At 71.5% G+C, this 20,578-nt stretch carries 20 protein-coding genes; 7 read left to right on the top strand and 13 right to left on the bottom strand.

Annotation, left to right across the window (positions count from 1 at the left end):
• Nucleotides 1-24: 24 nt before the first annotated feature.
• The 3 genes from OH804_RS04255 to OH804_RS04245 form a co-directional block, all read right to left on the bottom strand.
• Nucleotides 25-438 (bottom strand): roadblock/LC7 domain-containing protein, encoded by a 414-nt coding sequence (locus OH804_RS04255; protein ID WP_196925059.1) that lies wholly within the window; start codon nucleotides 436-438, stop codon nucleotides 25-27.
• Nucleotides 439-443: 5 nt separating this feature from the next.
• Entirely contained in the window at nucleotides 444-2,981 is a 2,538-nt protein-coding gene (locus OH804_RS04250) for a nitrate- and nitrite sensing domain-containing protein (protein ID WP_406062869.1), read from the bottom strand.
• Nucleotides 2,982-3,080: 99 nt separating this feature from the next.
• Complete coding sequence (locus tag OH804_RS04245) at nucleotides 3,081-4,493, bottom strand: FGGY family carbohydrate kinase (RefSeq protein WP_196924262.1); 1,413 nt, start codon at nucleotides 4,491-4,493, stop codon at nucleotides 3,081-3,083.
• Between the two features lie 204 nt (nucleotides 4,494-4,697).
• Between OH804_RS04245 and OH804_RS04240 the strand changes: the two genes are divergently transcribed.
• Nucleotides 4,698-6,620, top strand: coding sequence for an anthranilate synthase family protein (locus OH804_RS04240; RefSeq protein WP_406062866.1), 1,923 nt, complete (start codon nucleotides 4,698-4,700; stop codon nucleotides 6,618-6,620).
• Nucleotides 6,621-6,714: 94 nt separating this feature from the next.
• On the opposite strand, the gene wrbA is transcribed toward OH804_RS04240, so the two are convergent.
• The 4 genes from wrbA to OH804_RS04220 all read right to left on the bottom strand — a co-directional run bounded on the left by wrbA (nucleotide 6,715) and on the right by OH804_RS04220 (nucleotide 9,097).
• Nucleotides 6,715-7,332 carry an NAD(P)H:quinone oxidoreductase gene (gene wrbA / locus OH804_RS04235; protein WP_196924264.1) on the bottom strand — a complete coding sequence of 206 codons (618 nt, stop codon included), beginning with the start codon at nucleotides 7,330-7,332 and terminating at the stop codon, nucleotides 6,715-6,717.
• Between the two features lie 292 nt (nucleotides 7,333-7,624).
• Nucleotides 7,625-7,993, bottom strand: coding sequence for a DUF3037 domain-containing protein (locus OH804_RS04230; RefSeq protein ID WP_130402437.1), 369 nt, complete (start codon nucleotides 7,991-7,993; stop codon nucleotides 7,625-7,627).
• Nucleotides 7,990-8,748, bottom strand: coding sequence for a HipA family kinase (locus OH804_RS04225; protein WP_406062863.1), 759 nt, complete (start codon nucleotides 8,746-8,748; stop codon nucleotides 7,990-7,992). The genes OH804_RS04230 and OH804_RS04225 overlap by 4 nt, the downstream gene beginning before the upstream one ends.
• A gap of 64 nt (nucleotides 8,749-8,812) precedes the next feature.
• The gene (locus tag OH804_RS04220; protein ID WP_231392751.1) at nucleotides 8,813-9,097 is read right to left on the bottom strand and encodes a hypothetical protein; all 285 of its coding nucleotides are present in this window, start codon (nucleotides 9,095-9,097) and stop codon (nucleotides 8,813-8,815) included.
• A gap of 275 nt (nucleotides 9,098-9,372) precedes the next feature.
• Here OH804_RS04220 and OH804_RS04215 point away from each other — a divergent pair, with 275 nt between their 5' ends.
• Nucleotides 9,373-10,482 (top strand): winged helix DNA-binding domain-containing protein, encoded by a 1,110-nt coding sequence (locus tag OH804_RS04215; protein WP_406062861.1) that lies wholly within the window; start codon nucleotides 9,373-9,375, stop codon nucleotides 10,480-10,482.
• 10 nt (nucleotides 10,483-10,492) lie between these two features.
• Here the strand turns inward: OH804_RS04215 and malQ are convergent, their stop codons facing one another.
• The 5 genes from malQ to OH804_RS04190 form a co-directional block, all read right to left on the bottom strand.
• Nucleotides 10,493-12,550 carry a 4-alpha-glucanotransferase gene (gene malQ / locus OH804_RS04210; RefSeq protein WP_406062859.1) on the bottom strand — a complete coding sequence of 686 codons (2,058 nt, stop codon included), beginning with the start codon at nucleotides 12,548-12,550 and terminating at the stop codon, nucleotides 10,493-10,495.
• A gap of 211 nt (nucleotides 12,551-12,761) precedes the next feature.
• Nucleotides 12,762-13,970: an ABC transporter ATP-binding protein gene (locus OH804_RS04205; RefSeq protein WP_406062857.1), complete on the bottom strand. Its 1,209-nt coding sequence runs from the start codon at nucleotides 13,968-13,970 to the stop codon at nucleotides 12,762-12,764.
• Nucleotides 13,971-13,980: 10 nt separating this feature from the next.
• The gene (locus tag OH804_RS04200) at nucleotides 13,981-14,817 is read right to left on the bottom strand and encodes a carbohydrate ABC transporter permease (protein ID WP_124858597.1); all 837 of its coding nucleotides are present in this window, start codon (nucleotides 14,815-14,817) and stop codon (nucleotides 13,981-13,983) included.
• A gap of 1 nt (nucleotide 14,818) precedes the next feature.
• Nucleotides 14,819-15,802 carry a carbohydrate ABC transporter permease gene (locus OH804_RS04195; protein WP_112726870.1) on the bottom strand — a complete coding sequence of 328 codons (984 nt, stop codon included), beginning with the start codon at nucleotides 15,800-15,802 and terminating at the stop codon, nucleotides 14,819-14,821.
• Nucleotides 15,799-17,085 carry an ABC transporter substrate-binding protein gene (locus tag OH804_RS04190; RefSeq protein ID WP_406062854.1) on the bottom strand — a complete coding sequence of 429 codons (1,287 nt, stop codon included), beginning with the start codon at nucleotides 17,083-17,085 and terminating at the stop codon, nucleotides 15,799-15,801. Before OH804_RS04190 ends, OH804_RS04195 begins: the two co-directional genes overlap by 4 nt.
• Nucleotides 17,086-17,467: 382 nt before the next feature.
• Here OH804_RS04190 and OH804_RS04185 point away from each other — a divergent pair, with 382 nt between their 5' ends.
• Entirely contained in the window at nucleotides 17,468-17,791 is a 324-nt protein-coding gene (locus OH804_RS04185) for a hypothetical protein (protein ID WP_406062852.1), read from the top strand.
• Nucleotides 17,788-18,186, top strand: a complete 399-nt coding sequence (locus tag OH804_RS04180) for a hypothetical protein (RefSeq protein ID WP_406062850.1) — start codon at nucleotides 17,788-17,790, stop codon at nucleotides 18,184-18,186. The genes OH804_RS04185 and OH804_RS04180 overlap by 4 nt, the downstream gene beginning before the upstream one ends.
• 18 nt (nucleotides 18,187-18,204) lie before the next feature.
• Here the strand turns inward: OH804_RS04180 and OH804_RS04175 are convergent, their stop codons facing one another.
• Nucleotides 18,205-18,462 carry a flavin reductase gene (locus OH804_RS04175; protein ID WP_406066419.1) on the bottom strand — a complete coding sequence of 86 codons (258 nt, stop codon included), beginning with the start codon at nucleotides 18,460-18,462 and terminating at the stop codon, nucleotides 18,205-18,207.
• A 277-nt stretch (nucleotides 18,463-18,739) separates the two neighbouring features.
• Here OH804_RS04175 and OH804_RS04170 point away from each other — a divergent pair, with 277 nt between their 5' ends.
• From OH804_RS04170 to OH804_RS04160, 3 genes are read left to right on the top strand one after another with little or no spacing between them, the layout of a single operon-like run.
• Nucleotides 18,740-19,540: a helix-turn-helix domain-containing protein gene (locus tag OH804_RS04170; RefSeq protein ID WP_406062848.1), complete on the top strand. Its 801-nt coding sequence runs from the start codon at nucleotides 18,740-18,742 to the stop codon at nucleotides 19,538-19,540.
• The gene (locus OH804_RS04165) at nucleotides 19,534-19,716 is read left to right on the top strand and encodes a DUF397 domain-containing protein (RefSeq protein ID WP_196925063.1); all 183 of its coding nucleotides are present in this window, start codon (nucleotides 19,534-19,536) and stop codon (nucleotides 19,714-19,716) included. The genes OH804_RS04170 and OH804_RS04165 overlap by 7 nt, the downstream gene beginning before the upstream one ends.
• A gap of 13 nt (nucleotides 19,717-19,729) precedes the next feature.
• Entirely contained in the window at nucleotides 19,730-20,434 is a 705-nt protein-coding gene (locus OH804_RS04160; RefSeq protein WP_406062846.1) for a VOC family protein, read from the top strand.
• The last annotated feature ends 144 nt before the right edge of the window (nucleotides 20,435-20,578 follow it).

Here is a 20,578-nt window from a genome sequence, read left to right as displayed (position 1 = left end):
CCGTCCGGGCCTCGGCCGACCCACTCAGCGGGGCAGCGCCTGCTGCAACTCCGCCCGCAGGGCCGGGGTGAGCATCTCCCCCGCCTGCTTGGCCAGCCGGGCCATCTCGTAGCCCACCACACCGATGTCCGCGTCACCGGCGGCCAACGTGGCCAGAATCGAACCGTCGCGGATCTGCATCACCAGGAAATAGCCACGGCCCATCTCGACCACCGTCTGCTTGACGACATCGCCGTCGAACATCGAGGCCGCGCCCGCCGTGATGCTCATCAGCCCGGACGTCACCGCGGCGAGCTTGTCCGCGTTGTCACGCGGCAGGTGATCGGAGATCGCCACCAGCAGCCCGTCGGAGGAGACCACCACCGCGTGCGCCACACCCGGCACCCGCTCCGCGAACGCGCTCACCAGCCAGCTCAGGTCACGCGCCTCCTGGCTCAACGTCGTCACTGTCGTCGTCCCCCTTCGTCGTGCCCCCCGGACGGTGGCACGGGTATCTCGGTGGTGTCCTCAGCCTCGGCGCGCCGTACTCCGCTGTAGAGCCGCGAGAGCATGCCGCCGACCGCCTCCGGGTCCGGGTCGGTGCGGGTCGGTGCCGTCATCGGTTGTGCCGAACGGGTGACAGCGCTCAACTGCGCCATCGGCACCCGCACCGGCAATCCCCGCTCATTGGTGCCCGCGGTCACCGGGATGCTCGGCGGCGCCGCCGGGGCGGGCACCGCCGGCGCGGTCGGGCCCTGCCGCGAATACCAGCCCCCGCCGGCTCCACGACCACCGGCCGGGGTCAACACGTCCTCGGCGCGCACCGGCATCGGGCGGCCCTGACGCGGCACACCGACGCCCGGCGGGCGACCGGCCACCGGCAGGTCCCGCGCCACGACGCCCGGCATCGGGGCGGCGGCCTCCCGGCCTACCCCCGACTGCGGAACCAACCCCCGCGCCGCACTCGCCGCCAGCATCCGCGCCGACGGGGGCGCGTCCAACTCCACGGTGCCCGCCGGAGCCAGCAACACCGCGGGCAGGGCGAGCCGGGCGACCAGGCCGTCCTCACCGCCGTCCAACCGCACCCGGACGCCCAACCGGGCCGCCAGGTGACTGACCACGAAGAGTCCCATCCGCTCCACCGCCGCGACGTCCGCGGCCGGAGGGCTGGCCAGCACCTCGTTCGCCTGCACCAGCGCCGTCGGGCTCATGCCCAGACCCCGGTCGACGATCTCGATCAGCGCAGCACCCGCCTCGACCTGGGCGGTGACCACCACGACCGTGTCCGGGCGGGAGAAGGCAGTGGCGTTCTCCAACAGCTCGGCCAGGAGGTGCACCAACTCGCCGACGGCGTGCCCGACCACGTGCACGTCGGCCACCGACTCGATCCGGACCCGCTGGTACTGCTCGATCTCGGCGGCGGCGGCCAGCAGCACCGCACCGAGGCCGACCGGCCGGTTCCACCGGCGGGTCGAGTCGGTGCCGGCGAGCACCAGCAGACTCTCGTCGTTACGGCGCATCCGGGCGGCCAGGTGATCCAGCTTGAACAGGTTCTCCAACTGGTCCGGGTCGCTCTCCTCGCGCTCCAGGTCGTCCAGCAGCTCCAGCTGACGCTCCACCAGCACCTGGCTGCGGCGGGCCAGGTTGACGAACATCGCGTTGACGTTGCGCCGCATCAACGCCTGCTCCACGGCGACCGTGACCGCGCTGCGGTGCACCGCGACGAACGCCTCGGCCAGCTCACCGATCTCGTCGAGCGAGCGGACCACCGCCGGCGCCACGTCGATGCGCGGCACCCCGCCGGTGACGGTCTTCAGGCGATCCAGGGCGTCCGGCAACTCCACCTGGGCGATCTGCAGCGCCTGGCTGCGCAGCATCCGCATCGACCGGGCGACCGACCGTCCGATGAGCAACGAGATGAGCAGGGCGGCCAGCAGGACCGTGACGACCCCGCCGACGACCAGCAGGGTCGTCCGCAGCTGATCAGCGCTGGCCTCCTCGGCCTGCCGCACCGCGTCGTCGAGCACGCCCGCCTCAAGCTGGCGCAGCAGCTCCTGACGCTGCTGGCTGGCCGACCACCACTGCTCCGAGGGCAGCACCTGCGGCGACGCGCCGCCGGAGGACAGGCTGCGCTCCTCCAACCCGGTGGCGATCAGGAACATCGGCGACACCGACGTCTCGTCGTAGCGGCGGATCTGCTCGCTGGTCGCGGCCACCCGGAACGCGCCGAGCGCGGTGAGCTGCTGACCGCGCAGGTCGGCCAGGGTCACCCGGTCCTCGGTGCCGTACCCACCCGCGCGGGCGGCGGCGTAGAGCTGGGCCCGCACCCGGGAGGAGAGTTCCTTGACCCGGGCCAGCTGGACGTAGCGCAGCACCGCGTCGTTCAACGCCGGCTGGTTCTGACCCGGTGTCGGCTCGGCGAGCAGGTCGAGCAGCGCCCCGACGGCCCGGTGGTAGTTGCCCAGGATGGTCTCGGTGCTGAGCACCGCCGGCGGAATCGCCGAGCGGATGTCGACCACCTGGTCGTACGTCTCCAACGCCTCGGAGAAGGCGACCCGCCAGGACGCGTCCGCGTCCGCCAGTGGCTCGGCGGCCCGGCTGAGCTCCACGATGGCCTTGTCGGTGGCCGCCTGCAACGGCTTCAGGTCGTTCGCCGTGGCCTGCCGGTCACCACCCTTCCGCAGCTCACCCAGCTCCCCCGCGGAGCGGTCGCGCTCCTCCTGGAGCTGGTGCACCGCCGCGGTGATCTGCCGGCCGATGCCGACCTGACTGGAGAAGTCGTTCAACGCCGTCGTCCGCCCCACCAGCGTGCTGGTCTGCACCCCGGCGAGCAGGAGGAACGCCATCGACGGCACCAACAGCACCGTGGCGAGCTTCGTGCTCATCCGCCAGTCGCGCAGACGGAACGGCGACCGCCGTCGATGCGGAACGACTCGGACGTCGAAGCGGCGTCGGCGATGGTTCGACACCGCGCCGTTCGCCGGGTCGGGACCTGCCGCCACCCTGCCTCCTCCGTCCTACCGCGTCCACCGCGGTCGGGGGAGCGCAGTCCATCCAACCAGGCTCGGGACCGCTGTCAACGGCCCGGGCGAGGCCGAGGTTCAGGAAGGATACTGCGGGTGGGAACGTCCTGCCGTGGTCGGTAAAACCAGCTCGTCCGTCCGGCCGATGTCGGCGAGCCCGATCGCGTCACCGAAGCGGCCCAGCGCCACCAACGCGGCACCGGTGGCGCCGATCTCCGGGTTGCGTTGATGCGACACCGGCCGCGGTGCGAGCGCGGTGGCGAAGGCCTGCCGCCACCACACCGAGGCGGCCACCGCACCGCCACCCAGCACCACGCCGACGGGTTTGTCGATGGTGGACTCCAGCACCCCGAGATCCCCGGCGACCAGCTCACACAGCCCCTGCATCAGCCCTGCCAGGATGTCGACCGAGGTGGTGCTGAAGCTCAGGCCCCGCACCTCACCGCTGCCCGCCGGCGCCAGCCCGGGCGCCCGGTCACCCCCGAAGCGGGGGTTCGCCGGTCGGCCGCCGCCCGCCGGCACCAACGCCAGCGCCGCGTCCAGCTCCGCGCCCCGGGGCAACCGCAGCTCCCGGTCCGCCCAGGCGAAGAGGTTGCCGCCGTTGGCGTACGCGGCCCCGGTCACCACGTGGTCGTGGTCGACCCGGTAACGCCACAACCGTTCGGGTAGGCGGGGCATCGGCTCGCCGGCCGGGATCCGCTGCATCAGCCGTACGGCCGCCGAGGTGCCCACTGTGACGGCGGCCCGGCTCGGGTCGACGCAGCCCGAGCCGACGTTCGACGCCCCACCGTCGCCCACCGGCGGTGACCACCGGGCCTGCGCCAACTGCGGCCACCGACGCGCCAGGTCGACCCGCAGCCGACCGTGCCAGTCCAGCTCACCCAGCGGCGGCAGCTCCGCCGGACGCGCCTCGGCCAGCGTCAACGCCTCCTCGTCCCAGCGCAGGGTACGCAGGTCCAGCAGGCCGGTCCCGGAGGCCTGGGAGATCGACATGGGCGCCGTGTCGAGCAGCTCGCCCAGCACGTACTCGGGCAGACCGACGAACCGGGCAATCGGCGTGCCGGACTGCTCACGCAACCAGGGCAACCGCATCGACCAGTACGAACGGTGCCACCAGCAGCCGGTGCGCTGGTGGAAGCCATCCGGGTCCGCCGGCCCGGCGGTGCGCCCGACCGGAGCGGGCCGGGTGTCCAACCAGGTGACCACCGGACCCAACGGGGCGCCGTCGCGGTCCAGCGGAAGCACCGAGTGCCACTGGGCGGAGACCGCCACCAGGCCGACGTCGTGCAGGTGCCCCGATTCGGCCAGCTCGTCCAGACACTCGACCAGGCTCGCCAGATAGTCCCGACCGGACAGCGTGCCGGTGCCGTCATCACCGATGGCGAGGTCGACCTTGCGGCGGGCCAGGGCACCGGGCAGCGGCTGGGTGTCCGCGTCCAGCACCAGCCCGCGTACCGAGGAGGTGCCCAGGTCGAGCGCGAGAATGTTCATCGCCGGTCAAGTTACCCCGTGCCAGCCGGCCGACGGGCGCGTAGGGTGGATCACATGCTCGCGCAACTGACCAGTTGGTGGCCCGCCGACCCGGCGGCCATCCCCCGCGCGTAGCTCCATCCACGCGGCCGCCATCGAGGCGGTCGCCGGATCTCCCGGCCGGAGGGCCGCCCGAGGGCGGCACCCAGCCCGACGGAGACTCCGATGACCCACCTGACCGACCTGCTCGCCGCCGTCGCCCGCGGCGTCGACCCCGGCCCCTTCGCGCTGCTGCGCCGCGAGGGCACTGACGACCTGGACCTGTTCACCGGCCCGGTCGACACCGTCGAAGCGCTCGGCGACCTTCCGCTGCCGCCCGGCCCGCCCGGGGCGCGGACCCTGGCAGTGGTGCCGTACCGCCAGATCACCGAGCGCGGCTTCGCCTGCGTCGACGACGGCGCTCCGCTGGAGTTCCTCCACATCCGCGAGCACCAGCGGATCGCACTGGCCGACGCCCTCGCCGCGCTGCCCGACGAACCGGTCCACACCAGCGACGCCGGCTTCGACGTCAGCGACGAGGAGTACGCGCGAAACGTGCAGCAGGTGCTGTCCGAGGAGATCGGCCGCGGCGAGGGCGCGAACTTCGTCATCCACCGCGCCCTGCACGCCACAGTCCAGGGCCCGCCGCTGGGGGCCGCGCTGGCCGCGCTGCGCCGGCTGCTGATCGCCGAACGCGGCGCGTACTGGACGTTCGTGGTGCACACCGGCACCCGGACGCTGGTCGGCGCCAGCCCGGAGCGGCACGTCAGCGTCGACGACGGACTGGTGATGATGAACCCGATCAGCGGCACCTTCCGTTGCCCCGGTGGCGTCGCCGACCGGGCTGCCCTGCTGCGCTTCCTCACCGATGAGAAGGAGACCGAAGAGCTGTACATGGTGCTCGACGAGGAGCTGAAGATGATGGCCACCGTCGCCGAGCACGGTGGGCAGGTGATCGGGCCGTACCTGAAGGAGATGTCACACCTGGCGCACACCGAGTACCTGCTCGCCGGGCGGGGCACCCGCGACGTACGGGAGGTGCTGCGCGAGACGATGTTCGCACCCACCGTGACGGGCAGCCCGATCGAGAACGCCTGCCGGGTGATCGCCCGGCACGAGCGCCGGGGCCGGGGCTACTACGGGGGCGTGCTGGCGCTGCTCGGCCACGACGAGGCCGGCCGGCAGACGCTCGATGCCCCGATCCTGATCCGGACCGCCGAGATCTCCCCCACCGGGCGACTGCGGGTTCCGGTCGGCGCGACCCTGGTCCGGCACTCGACGGCGGCCGGCGAGGTGGCCGAGACGCACGCCAAGGCCGCCGGGGTGCTGGCCGCGCTCGGCCTCGGACCGGCGGCGGCCGTCGGCGACCGCGGGCCGGTCGCGCGACTGGCCGACGACCCGGCGGTACGCGACGCGCTGGCCGCGCGCAACGCACCGCTGGCGCGGTTCTGGCTGGATCAGCGGTCACCGGACGCGCCCGGACTGCCCGGACTGGTCGGCCGCCGGGTGTTGATCGTGGACGCCGAGGACACCTTCACCGGAATGCTGGCCCACCAACTGGGCGCGTTGGGTCTCGCGGTGACCACCCTTCCGTGGCACGCGAGCGGCCCGGTCGACGACTACGACCTGGTGGTCGCCGGTCCCGGGCCGGGCGACCCGGGCAGCGCGGACGCGCCGAAGATGCTGGCCCTGCGGAAGCTGCTGACCGGGCTGCTCACCACCGGCCGTCCCACCCTCGCGGTCTGCCTCGGCCATCAGGTGCTCGCCGGGCTGCTGGGGCTGACGCTGCACCGCCGGGACGCGCCCTACCAGGGGTTGCAGCGGGAGGTGCCGCTGTTCGGCCGGACCCGCCGGGTCGGCTTCTACTCGACGTTCACCGCCCGCGCCGAGACCGACCTGCTGACCACCGCGTACGGGCCGGTGGAGCTGGCCCGGGACCCGGGCGACGGCGCCGTGCACGCCCTGCGAGGACGCGGCTTCGCCGGGGTGCAGTTCCACGCGGAGTCGGTGCTCAGCCCGGACGGGCTCGCCGTGCTCAGTGAGCTGTTGACCGAGTTGCTGCCCGCGTCGCGCCCGGACGAGCTGTCCGCGACGCGCCCAGGCGCATAGTCGCCTCGGCTCTGGGGTAGGGCTGGATGGACCGGTGGCGCGGCCGGGTCGAGAGCCCCCGCCCGCGCCACCGGTCGCCCCGCCCGTCAACCGGTCAGCCGGCCAGGCCCGCCTTCAGCGCGGCACCCATCTGCACCGCGCGCCGGGCGGTGAGCGCGCAGGCCCCGAGCGCCACGGCGTCCGGGGCGATCTCCCCGTTGTTGCTGGTGTGCGAGGGGCCGTACGGGTTGCCGGCGATGAACTGGCTGGTGTCGGTGTAACCGGGGGTGACCACCACGCCGCCCCAGTGGTAGAAGACGTTGAACAGCGAGGTCAGCGTGGTCTCGTGACCCCCGTGCACGGTCGCCGTCGAGGTGAAGGCGGAGTAGACCTTGTTGGCCAGCGCACCCTGGGCCCAGAGCGGGCCGGTGGTGTCGATGAACTGCTTCAGCTGTGCTGCGACCATGCCGTACCGGGTCGGCGCGCCGAGGATCACCACGTCGGCCCAGGCCAGGTCGTCGACCATCGCCTCGGGCACGTCCTGGGTCTCCAGGCGGTGCGCCTGCCAGCCGGAGTTGGAGCGGATCGCCTCGTCCGGCGCCAACTCGCGCACCTTGCGCAGGCGCACCTCGGCACCGGCGTCCCCGGCGGCCTCACACACGGCCTGCGCCATCTGGTACGTGATGCCGGTGGCGCTGTAGTAGATCACCGCTACCTTGGTCTGGGCAGCCATCTGAGTGTCCCCTTTTCGTCTCGGATCAGCTCCCGCGACTACCCGCTGCGGACGCGCTCTAACGACAGCCCAGGCGCTCCCGGATACCGGTCCGCCGGCTCAAGTTTTCCGCAACTTCCCGGTCGTTCCGACCCGACGCCGCGCGCGGACCGCGATCCTGATGCCATCGGTGCCGGCGGGATCGAGCCGCCGCCCCGCACCGGGCACCTGAACGGGGGATCGCGCTCCGCCGGCAACGGCGCTGGCGTAGCGCGATCAGGGGACGATAACCGCTCCCGCGCCCCGCCTCGGCTCAGCGGACCAGGGCCGCCATCAGCCGGTCCAGTTCGGCCGCCGGGTCGACGGTGAGACCGGTGTGCACCGGCCCCGTCTGGATCATCGTGCTACGCGGCGCGGCCAGCCAGTGGAACCGCTCACCGAGCCGCATCCGGGTCGCCGGCCCGTCACCGGAGCAGGTCCGGTCCCAGGAGTCGAGCACCGCGGCCACCGCGGGCAGGTCGACGTCGGGCGCCAGCGCGCGAACCCGGTCGGCGTCCAGGTGCGTCCGCGCGGCCAGGAAGTCGCGCTGCTGGCAGTAGAGCAACACCCCGACGTTGATCTGCTCCCCGCGCTCGATGCGGGGCACGAGCCGGATCAGCGCGTACTCGAAGGGTTGCCTCATGCCCCGCTCCCCGATGGCAGCCAGTCGGCCGTGCGGGCGACCCGGCGGGACAGGTGATTCAGGTACGCGCCGCGCGCCGCGTCGGCCGTCTCGAAGTCGGCGGCGGTCAACCACTCCCCCGGCACCAGGGCCAACACCTCGGTGAGCAGCTCCGGGGTGACCTGGGGGGCCAGCGCGGCGTCGGCCTCGGCCAGCCGCGACGCGTACGGGGCCAGCACGTGGTCCTCCGCGCGGTAGGCGCGGTGCACGGCGGCCTCGGCGCGCGGCCAGTTGTGGTGGAAGTACAGCGAGGCGCCGTGGTCGATCAGCCACAGCTCCCGGTGCCAGACGAGCAGGTTCGGATTGCGCCAACTCCGGTCGACGTTCTCCACGAACGCGTCGAACCAGAGCACCCGGGAGGCCAGCGCCGGATCGACGGGGTGCGCCACCGGGTCGAAGCCCAACGCCCCGGGCAGGAAGTCCATCCCGAGGTTGGCGCCGCCGCTGCTGCGCAGCAGCTCCTGCACCTCCTGGTCGGGCTCGGCCCGCCCGATCACCGGGTCGACGTCGAGGACGACCAGCGGTGGCACCCGCAACCCCAGCCGGCGGGCCAGCTCACCGCAGATCACCTCGGCGATCAGCGCCTTGGGCCCCTGCCCGGCGCCGCGGAACTTCGCCACGTAGGTGCCCAGGTCGTCGGCCTCCACCACGCCAGGCAGCGACCCACCCTCGCGCAGTGGGGTGACGTAGCGGATCGCGGTGACCTGGCGGAGCACGCCGCCCACCCTACTGTGGCCGGCCGGGACGGGTGGCGGGCCGGCCCAGACCGGCACGCGCGGGTCAGTCGAGCTTGTCGCGCAGATTGTCGACCTGGGTCTGCAGGCGGTCCACCGCGTTCTCGTTGTTGACGAACGTGGTGATCCCCGCGGCCAGACCGAGCCCGATCAGCACGGCCAGGATGCTGAGCACCAGGCCGCCGATGGACACGCCACGACCGGTCACCCCGGGTCGGCGGGCCATCTTGAGCCCGACGATGCCGAGAATGATCCCGATGATGCCGAGCACCAACCCCAGCCAGGCGAGGATCGCTGTCAACACACTGAACAGCGCGGCCACTCCGAACACCAGGGCGAAGGTCGCCGCGGCGCTCGTCTTCGCGCGGGCGCCCCCCCGATGGCCGCGGGACCCAGCCGTTACGCCGGCGCCCCGCGCCGGCTCGCTTGCGGCAGTCATGAGATTCCCTTCCGTACGCGCGGCGCGCGTACTTCCGGCGAGCCGCATTCCCCCCGCGACCGCCGTTACGCCTCCCACCAGCAGGAGTGTCGGTGGTCGGCCCTAGGCTGGCCGCCCGGCCACCAAACCGGCCTCGCTGGCCGCCCGGCCACGAAAAGGAGCGCCCGATGCCTGTCGACCTCAGCGCGGCCGACGCGCTGGCGCTGCGGATGGCCAGCCTGCTGCTGCGCCCACACCCGAGCACCCGACCCGGCTCCGTGGCCGAGGTGGTCGAGTGGTTCGGCGCGATGCAGGCACAGGACCTGGCCAGCGGTTTGTGGTCGCTGGGCGCCCGGCTGCCCGGTTTCGGTGTCGCCGACGTGCAGGCGGCGTTGGAGCGGCGGGAGGCGCTGCGCACCTGGCCGATGCGGGGCACCGTGCACCTCGTCCCGCCCGCCGACGCCCGCTGGATGCTGGAGCTGACCGGCGTACGATCGCTGGCCGGCGTGGCGACCCGGCGGGCGCAGCTCGGGCTCACCGAGGCCGATGCGGACCGGGCGGTGGACGTCCTCGGCGCCGCGCTGGCCGGCGGCGGTCGGCTCACCCGCGCGCAGTGCCTGGCGACCCTGCGGGCGGCCGGCCTGGGCACCGACGGGCAGCGTGGCTACCACCTGCTGTGGTATGCGAGCGTTCGCGGCGTGACCTGCGTGGCACCGAACATCGGCACCGAGCAGACCTTCGCCCTGCTCGACGAGTGGGCGCCCACACCGCACCGGCTGGAGCGGGACGAGGCGCTGGCCCTGCTCGCCCACCGCTACGTGCGCGGGCACGGCCCGGTCACCGACCGCGAGTTCGCCGGCTGGAGCGGCCTCACCGTCACCGACGCCCGGCGCGGCCTGGCCGCCGCCGACGACGCGCTGAGCACGGTACGGGTCGACGGCACACCGATGTACGTCGACGCGGCGCTGGCTGACGCGCCGCGCACCGCGCCGGACGACATGCTGGCGCTGCCCGGCTTCGACGAGTACCTGCTCGGCTTCCGGGACCGCACGTTGATGCTCGACCCCGCCCACCAGGCGGCAGTGGTGCCGGGCAACAACGGCATCTTCCAGGCCACAGTGGTCCGCGCCGGGCGGGTGGTGGGCGTGTGGAAGCGCCGGATCGGCCGCACCGCGGTGACCGTGACGATCCAGCCGCTCACGACGCTCGACGTCGCGGCGCGGGCCCGGGTGGAGCGGGCGCTCGGGCGCTACGCCGACTTCCTCGGGCTGCCGGCCCGCTTCGACTGGCTGACCTGACCCGGCCGCGTCACTCGTCGGCGGCCGGCGTCGGGGCGGCCGGTCGTGGGCGGGCGGCGCTGAGCAGGTCGACGATGCGGGCCACCCGGGGGTCCGCGCGGATCTGCGCCACGCTCGCCGGCAGGGGCAGCCGCCAGTTCGGATACTCGTCCACAGTGCCCGGCATGTTGGGTTGGCGCACCTCGCCCAGCACGTCGTAGAGGGAGACGCCGAGCAGTCGGGTCGGGCTGGCCGCGAGCGCGGCGTGCATGGCCACCACCACCTCGCCGTCGTCGGGCGCCGCCGTCGCCTCAGGCAACGCCGGATCGGCATCCGTCCTTTGCTCTGCACCCGCGGAGGCGACAGTCACGGTCGGTAGCTGTGGTGTCGGCTCGGGCAGCAGGTTCTCAGCCCGCAGCATCGTGAGCAGCCGGTCCCGGTCGGCGGCGGCGCGGGCCCGCTCCACCGCCACGTCGGTGCCGAGCAGCTTCAACTCGTCGCGCACCCGCACGTGCTCACCGGTCAGGAAGCCCGGCGCGGTGGGCAGGTCGTGGGTGGAGATCGTGGCGAGGGCGTTGCGGGGCCACCGGGCCGGCGGGACGAAGTCACCGGCCTCGTCGCGTGCGAACCACAGCACTGTCGAGCCGAGCATGTTGCGCCCCCGCAACCCCCGGGTCACCGCCGGTTGGACAGTGCCGAGATCCTCACCGACCACCACCGCGCCGGCCCGGTGAGCCTCCAACGCGAGGATGCCGAGCATCGCCTCCGCGTCGTAGCGCACGTAGGTGCCCTCGGCGGCGCCGCCGCCCGGCGGCACCCACCACAGCCGCCACAGGCCGGCAACGTGGTCGACCCGCAGACCACCCGCGTGCCGCAGGGTGCGGCGCAGCATGTCCCGATAGGCGGCGTAGCCGGTGGCGGCGAGCCGGTCCGGACGCCACGCGGCGAGCCCCCAGTCCTGGCCGAGCTGGTTGAAGTCGTCCGGCGGCGCGCCGACCCGCACACCCTGGGCCAGCACGTCGGCGAGCTGCCACCCGTCGGCGCCGCCCGGGTCGATGCCGACGGCCAGGTCGTGCACGACGCCGACCGGCATCCCCGCCGAGCGGGCCGCCGCCGTGACGGCGTCGAGCTGCTCGTCGCAGAGGTGTTGCAACCAGGCGTGGAAGGCGACCCGGTCGGTGAGCTGCCGACGCTGCTCGGCGACCGCCGGGGCGTCGGGGTGGTGCAGCTCCGCCGGCCAGGCACGCCAGTCGTTGCCGTGCCGCTCGGCGAGTGCGCACCAGGTGGCGAAGCTGGCCAGCGCCGGGTCCGCGGCAAGATCCACCGGCTGGGCGTACGGGTGCAGCAACTCCAGGGCGCGTCGCTTGGCGGCCCACACCTCGTCGTAGTCGATCAGGGGCCCCCGGTCGGGACGCAACGCGTCGACCACCGCACGGGTCGCCGGGTCCGCCGCCCGGTACGCGGCGGTGTCGCTGACCCGCAGGTAGAGCGGATTGACGAAGCGTCGACTGGCCGGCGAATACGGTGAGGTGGCCACCGGGTGCGCCGGCCCGACCGCGTGCAGCGGGTTCAGCAGCACCAGCCCGGCCCCGGTGTCACCGGCCCACCTGGTGAACTCGGCGAGGTCACCAAGGTCGCCCATGCCCCAGGAACGCTCCGAGGTGAGCGCGTAGAGCTGGAGCATCCACCCCCAGCTCGACGGCGGCACCGGCAGTCGGCGCGGCACCACCACCAGTGTCACCTCGCGGTCGGCGCAGGCCAGCCGGTGCCACCCCAGCGGCAGGTCCGCTGGCAGCTCACCGTCGACCGCACGACGGCGACCGTCCTCCAGTGTCACCACCCCCGGGCCGGGCAGCGCCCGGCTGCGCCCGTGGGTGAGCACCACCGTCTCCGGCAGGGCGTTCCGGTCGACAGCGCGGGCGGTGGCGAGCGCGTCGGCGATCGCCGCCGGGCTGGTGGCGTCCACGCCGAGCAGCCCCAGCACACCCACCACGGTCTCCGGTGCGACATCGACGCGGCGGTGCCGCCAATCCTCGTACCAGGTGGAAACACCGTGCGCGTTGGCCAGCGCGGCCAATCGTCGGTTCATCCGTTCCCCCGCTTCACGACGAAACCTGCGACCACCCTGCCACGCCCGCCCCCACACCGCAGGGCACGCGCCCCCGCCCGCACCCCGGCCCCGCTCCGCGCCGCGCCCCGCGCGCCCCCACTGCGCCGATCTTGCACTTTCTGTCCCGACACAAGGGGCAATCCACCCCATACCGACAACCGAAAGTGCAAGATCGGCGCGAAATGGACCGTCAGTCGGCGAGCGCTCCGGCGGCTCGGCCCTCGTGCAGGGTCAGGTTGCGGCCGTTGGCCGGGTCGAACAGGTGGATCTTCTCCAGGTTGAACCAGACCCGCCGGGACTGCCCCTCGGCGACCGGCGACTCGGCGGACAGCCGGGTCACCAGGTTGCCGCCGGCGCCGGCGAAGTCGGCGGCGCCCGCGTCGGCGGCCAACTCCTCCAACTCGGCGGCGCTGGCCTTCTCACCCTCGACGGTGAAGTAGACGTACTTGTCCGAACCCATCGACTCGACGATGTCCACCGGCGCCTCGAACTCCATGCCCCGCCGACGGGTGTCGTCGTCGACCAGTTCGGCGTCCTCGAAGTGCTCGGGACGGATGCCGAGGATCAGCTCGCGGGGCGCGTCGGCCGACTCCAACTCCCGGCGGACCCGGTCACCGATCGGCACCTTTCCCAGGGCGGTGTGCAACTCGCCGTCCTGCACGGCGGCGTGCAGGAAGTTCATCGACGGCGAGCCGATGAAGCCGGCCACGAAGAGGTTCTTCGGGTGGTCGTACAGCTCCTGTGGTGGCCCAACCTGCTGCACCGCACCCCCGCGCATGATCACCACGCGGTCGCCGAGGGTCATCGCCTCGGTCTGGTCGTGGGTGACGTAGACGGTGGTGGTGCCGAGCTGCTTCTGCAGGCGGGACACCACGGTGCGCATCTGCACGCGCAGCTTGGCGTCGAGGTTGGACAACGGCTCGTCCATCAGGAACGCCTTCGGCTGGCGGACGATCGCCCGACCCATCGCCACCCGCTGACGCTGGCCACCGGAGAGGTTGGCCGGCTTGCGGTCCAGCAGCGAGGTCAACTCCAGCACCTTCGCCGCCTCGTCGACCTTGCGGTCGATGGTCTCCTTGTCGAGCTTCGCCAGCCGCAACGGGAACGCCATGTTCTCCCGCACTGTCATGTTCGGGTACAGCGCGTACGACTGGAACACCATGGCGATGTCCCGGTCCCGTGGGGCCTTGTCGTTGACCCGCTGCCCGGCGATGCGCAGCTCACCGGAGCTGATGTCCTCCAGCCCGGCGATCATGTTGAGGGTGGTGGACTTTCCGCAGCCCGAGGGCCCGACCAGGATCACGAACTCGCCGTCGGCGATCTCCAGGTCGACGTCCTGCACGGCGACGGTCCCGTCCGGGAAGCTCTTGCTCACCTTGTCCAGCACGATGTCAGCCATGACTACCCACCTATCCCTTGACTGCGCCGGAGGTCAGACCGGACACGATGCGACGCTGGAAGAAGAGGACGAACAGAATGATCGGCACGGTGATCACCACGGCCGCCGCGCAGATCGCCCCGGTGGGGTCCTCGAACTGCGACGCGCCGGTGAAGAACGACAACGCGGCCGGCACCGTGCGGGACCGCTCGGTCGAGGTCAGCGAGATGGCGAACAGGAAGTCGTTCCAGCAGAAGATGAAGACCAGGATCGCCGTGGTGAACAGCCCAGGCGCGGCCAGTGGCGCGATCACCCGCCGGAACGCCTGCGCCTGGGTGGCGCCGTCCATCTTCGCGGCCTTCTCCAGATCCCACGGGATCTGCTTGAAGAACGCCGACAGCGTGTAGATCGCCAGCGGCAGCGCGAAGGTGATGTACGGCAGGATCAGCCCGAGCCAGGTGTCGAAGATCTTGAGTTGACGCTCGATCTCGAACAGCGGCGACACCAGCGACACCTGCGGGAACATCGCGATCAGCAGGGAGACGCCGACAAGCAGCTTCTTACCGGGGAAGTCCAGCCGGCTGATGGCGTACGCGGCCATCGCTCCGAGCACCACAGCGATCAGCGTGGCGATCAGCGCGATGCCGATCGAGTTGACCAGTGCCCGGACGAACTGGTCGGTGTCGAAGATGGTCCGGTAGTTGTCCAGCGTCCATTCCCGGGGGATGAAGTTCCCGTCGGTGAGGGTGGCCGGCGTCTTGAACGACAGCGACGCGATCCACAGCACCGGGACCAGCGCGAAGACGACCACGAGGACGTCGAGCAGACCCCAGCGCAGCTTTGCCCTGGTAGTGGTTTCGACAGCCATGTCAGCGCCTCTCTCCGTCGTCGCTGCCCGGGGCAGCGGTGCCGAACAGCTTCACGAAGACGAAGGCGATGATCGCCACGGTGATGAAGATCAGCACCGACATCGTCGAACCGATGCCGAGGTTGAGGCCCCGGATCAGGTTGTTGTAGGCGAGCATCGACACCGACGAGGTCTCGTTGCCGCCGGCGGTCAACACGAAGATGTTGTCGAAGACCCGGAACGCGTCAAGGGTGCGGAACAGCAACGCGACCAGGATCGCCGGCTTCATCACCGGCAGCATCACCTTCGTGAACTTCTGCCAGGCTGTCGCGCCGTCGGTGGAGGCCGCCTTGAGCAGGTCCTCCGGCACCAGCGCCAGCCCGGCCATCAGCAGCAGCGCCATGAACGGGGTGGTCTTCCAGATCTCCGCCAGCATGATGATCGCCAGGGAGCTGGCCCGTTCGGTGAGCGGCGCGCCGTCGCTGAACAGGTCGGCCAGGTAGCCGGTGCCCGGCGTCCAGGCGTACCGCCAGGAGAACGCGGCGACCACTGTGACGATCCCGTACGGGATCAGCGCCGAGGTCCGGACCAGGCCGCGGCCGACCAGGGTGCGGTGCATGATGATCGCCAGGCCCATGCCGAGCACCAGTTCGACGGCCACGGTGACCACAGTGATCAGCGCGGTCACCCCGAACGCGGTCCACCAGAACTCGTTGGTGAGCACCGTGACGTAGTTCTCGAGCCCGATGAACTCACGCTGGTCGGGGAAGCGCAGGTCGAAGCGCTGCAACGACAACCACACCGAGTAGATGATCGGGTACGCGGTCACCGCGATCATGACCAGCGCGGCCGGCGCGCAGAGCAGCAGACCGAGCCGGCGTTCGGCCTTCTTGTTCTCACTCAGTGGGGGCTTGCGACGACCGCCGCGTTGCTTCGGCACGGCGGCGGGCCGGCGGGTCTCCTCGGCGGCGACGTCGGCGCCGGTCGGGGTGGCGTTGATGCTCACGGCAGGACCCCCTTGGACTGGAGGGCGTCGGCGATGGCGCCACGCAGCTCGTCGGCGGTCTGCTGCGGACGGATCCCGGACGGCGGCGACAGGATCGCCGACATGACTGTGGAGATGCTCTGGTAGGCGGGGGTCAGCGGACGCGTCGCCGGCTCCTTCAACTCCTCCAGGATGGTGTCCTTCATCGGGTACGCCTCGGTCATCTCCGGGTCGTCGAAGACCGCCTCGATGGTGGGCGGCACGCCGTCGTTGATGGCGGAGAACTTCTGGTGCTCGGCGCTGCGGATGCACCGGGCCGCCTCGAAGGACTGCTCCGGGTGCTTGGAGTAGGAGCTGACCGCCAGGTTGACCCCACCGATGGTGACCTTGCTGGGGGTGCCCTCGTCGACACCCGGGATCCGGGCCCAGCCGACCTGCTTGGCCAGCTCCGGGTTGGCCTCCTGAAGGGCCGGGTAGACGAACGGCCAGTTCACCTGGAACGCGCCCGAGCCGGACTGGAACTCCAGCCGGACCGGGTCCTCGGTGGCGTTGCTGAACGACGGCGAGGTCACGCCCGACGTGGCGAACTTCTTCAGCTGCTCCAACGCCCGGACCGTGCCGTCGTCCATCACGGCCTTCTTGCCGTCGTCGCTGAGGATCTTTCCACCGGCGCTCTCGGCCAGGGTGTTGTAGAGGACGACCAGACCCTCGTACTGGGCGCCCATGGTGAGCACCTGGTACGGCTTGCCCTGGTCCTTGAGCTGCTGGGCCGCGCTGATCATCTGGTCCCAGGTGGTCGGCGGCTGCGGCACCAGGTCCTTGCGGTACCAGAGCAACTGGACGTTGGTGTTCTTCGGCGCCGCGTACAGCTTGTCCTCGTACCGGGCGGTGTCCAACGGCCCGGCGAGGGTGCCCTGCTCGACCTCGGCCTTGTCCTGGCCGGTCCACTCACGGATCCAGTCGGCGCTGGCGAACTCCTGCGTCCAGGTGACGTCCAGCCCGAGCAGGTCCATCCCGCTGTCCTCGGCTGCCAACCGGCGCACCATCTGCACCCGCTGGTCGTCGGCCTGCCGGGGCAGCACCCGGTAGGCGATCTCGTAGCGCCCCTGGGCCTGCGCGTTGCAGTCGTCGACGACCTTCTGCAGGTTCTGCTCAGGTGGGTAGTACAGGTTGATCGTCGGTGGGCCGCCAGCGTCGTCAGCGCCGCATGCGGCCAGCGGCGCGACGAGTGCCAGCGCGGCAGCCGCCGCCCCCAGCCGAACAACCGGCCGGCGTCGGTGTCGAGCCGTTTCGGGGTCCGTCATCGCCCTCCCCCTCTCCTCGGCGAAAGACCGGGGAGGGGCATCCGTGCCCCGGCGCACGGCGAGCCGTCTCCGAGTCGGCTAGCTGCGGAAACTCCGGCCCGGATGCTCTGTAGCGGCTACTCTGCCCCGCCCGTGAAGTCGCGAAACCTGGCTGTCACACCGGGAGTGCGCACAGCGACCAGCCATCGGAGCCCCGCGCCGACGGCCCCGCACTTGATCGACTCGGCTTCCTGGAAGTCGCGCAGTCACCACGCCAGGGAAGCCCCGCCTTTCACGAAGGCGAGTCGATCACGCTCCGAGACGCGGGCCGGAAGACCGCAGGCCCAGACGACACGGGCCCAAGCGTCAAGGCGCAACAGTATGACAGGTGTAAGCTGCACGTATGACAGAGCCTCAGCGCCGCTTCACGATCTCCGTCCCCCCGGACGTGAGTCAGATCCTGGAGAGCCAGGGCAACCGCATGGCCAGTGCCTACGTCACGGAGTCGGTGCGTCGGCGTAAGCGGGTGGAGCAGCACAAGGAGTTGTTGCTCGCCGCCGGCATTCACGTCACCGAGCAGGGTGTGGCCGAGGCTCGGGCCCGCCGCCTGGGCGTGGAGGCTGAGTGGTCTGCGGAGCGGTTCGAGGCGGAGCGCGCCACGATCCGCGCGGCCATGGAGGCCGAGATGAACGGTGACGACACCGCGCCCCACGCCGACGCCGCATGACCTCGGAGACAACAGCACCAGTCCGGCTCATCCTGGATCGGTCGGCCCTGCTGGGATACGCCGTCCTCCGGACGGTGCACGTGGGCGAGCCCGTCCACGAGGTGATTGAGGACGGGGTGCGGTTCGGGGTGCCGGTGGTGGCAGCGACCGAAGCATTGACCATGGCGACCGGCAAGGACCTGGCCCTGCTGCACAAGCTGCTGGCCCTGACTTCCTGCGCGCTGCTGCCCGAGCAGGCGGAGGATCTACCGGAGCTGACCTTCTGGCAGCGCAGGACCCGCCGTTTCGACCTGGCCGCAGCTGCCGTGGCGGGCCTGACCCACGACGCCGCGGTGCTGACCAGTGAGGGGCCCGGATACTCCGACGGGGTGCCACTGATCCACTTTCCGGGATGAACGACGGCGGGCCGAGCGTCAGCTCCGGGCCCTCGCCCAGGCGAGAAAGCGCTCGGTCATCCTGGTCGGTGGATGATCCGGGTGGAGTTGGGTGAGCTGGTTCGTCGCCTCGTGCATCAGGGTGCCGAGGTAGATCAGCAGTGCGGTTCGGCTGGTCCGGTACTCCGTCAGTAGTGCGAGCTTGGCCGGCTGGCAGGGCCACTCGGTGCCACAGTTGCGGCACCGCCACAGTGGGCGCATGGCGACGTGCGGGACGGGCGGGCGGACCACCATCATCGCCACCGCGCCGAGGGCTGCTGGCCTGTCGGGGTGAGCACGTCGACCTCCTCCGGGATGGGGAAGGGGCCGCTCCCGCAAGGGGGAAACGGGAGCGACCCCGGAAGGCAGGGCCCGCCGCCGCCATTCCGGCCACCAGCGGACCCGCCACTGGTGACAGTGTGGTGATGAGGCGACTACCGTCGATACGTGCTCGCGCCATTCGTGCAGCTCAGCGGTCCAGGTGAGCACCTATGACGGACACGCCGAGCCTGACTGAGCGAAGGTTGGGGAATCGATGGGGACCGTCACCGACTACGTGCTGGAGGAACTGCGCCTGTTCCGGATGGGGTTCGGGCTCAGTCAGGACGACTTCGGCAGGGGCATCGGTTACTCGGGTTCGCACGTCAGCTCGGTGGAGACCGGCGGGCGACCGCCCACGAAGGAGTACATGAGGGCGGTCGACACCCACCACCAGACCGGCGGACGCTTCCTCCGCATGCTGGACGGGTTGGCGCGGCTCGACGCCGAGCCGGCCTGGCTGCGCGAGTGGATCGAGTTCGAGCGGGAGGCGACCACGCTGCGCTGGTTCGAGTTGGCGTACGTGCCGGGCCTGCTCCAGACCGAGCGGTACGCCCGCGCGACGCTGGCCGGCGGCCGGTTCGACGCCGAGGACGTGGACCGGATCGTCGCCGCCCGGCTGGAGCGCCAGGCGATCCTGCACCGCCCGCGCCCGCCGCAGCTCATCGCCGTCCTGGACGAGGCGGTGCTGCGCCGGCCGGTGCTCGACCAGCCGGGGCTCATGGTCGAGCAGTGCGAGCACCTGGCCCAGTTGGCGGCGGCGGAGCATATCCAGGTGCACATCGTGCCGACGGATGCTGGGATGTACCTGGGGATGGGCGGTCAGTTCATCATCGCCGAGATGCCCGACGGTGAGCGCGTGACCTATGCGGACAACCAACTCACCGCGCAGATCGTCGATGCACCAACCGACGTCGCTAAGCTGGCGAAGACGTGGGAGATCGTGCGGAACGAGGCGCTCCCCCGCCGGCAGTCAACCGAGCTGATCAAGGAAGTGGCGAAGTCATGGGCATGCTGACCCCACAGTGGCGAAAGTCGACCCGGTCCGGCGGCAACGGCGGCGCCTGTGTCGAGGTCGCCGACAACCTGCCGAGCGTGGTGCTGGTGCGCGACACCAAGGACCGCGACGGCGGCACCCTGCACGTCGACCCGACGGCCTGGAAAGCGTTCATCAACTACGCCAAGCAGCACTGAGCCACCCAGACCGATGATCGCGCGCTTCAAGGATCTCTGTCTGGACGCCACCGACCCGCTCGCTCTCGGCGCCTTCTGGGCCCGGATGCTCGACGGTGACGTGGCCGATGCCGGTGACGACGACACCCGGGTGGACCCGCGCTCGGCACGCTCGAACGCCGAGTCGATCTGGGTGAACAAGGTGCCCGAGCCTCGGGTCGGCAAGACTCGCGTACACCTGGATCTGCGGTTGGCCGGTGCGCAGACGGCGGCGCTGCTCGCGGACGGCGCCCGACTGGTTCGCGAACCGGCCGGCGACGCCACCTGGTGGGTGTTGGACGACCCGGAGGGCAACGAGTTCTGCGCGTTCCCGGCGCGGGAGGGCACCCGACCGGGCCCGTTCGAGCTGGTCGTGGACTCGGCCGACCCGGCGGCGCAAGCGACCTGGTGGGCCGGGGTGGTCGGCGGTACCGTCGAGCACGAGTCGAGCACCTCGTCGGTGGCCGGTGCGTCCGGGTTCCCCTGGGACTACTGGGTGTTCGTCGGGGTGCCCGAGCCCAAGACGGTCAAGAACCGGCTGCACTGGGACGTCGACATGGTCGACCCGGAGCCGATGGCGCTGATCGCGGCGGGCGCGACCCTGCTGAGTGAGCCGCTCGACGAGGCGCACTGGTGGTGGGTGCTGGCCGACCCCGAGGGCAACGAGTTCTGCGCTTTCGCACCGCGTCCCACCCAGTGAGCGGCGGAGCTACCCAGCGCCGGCCGGTTGCATTAGCGTTTTCATAGCTCCGCTGCCAGCGCATACGCCGTCGACGTCGATACGCCTCCGGCCGACCCCCACCCGCCCGTTCGGTTGGTTCTCGCGGGAACTCCCTCCCCCGGT

Source organism: Micromonospora sp. NBC_00860, from assembly GCF_045207375.1.
Lineage (GTDB): Bacteria > Actinomycetota > Actinomycetes > Mycobacteriales > Micromonosporaceae > Micromonospora > Micromonospora vinacea.
The sequence above is the reverse complement of the archived record's forward strand: the minus strand, read 5'-3'. Positions and strand labels throughout refer to the sequence as shown.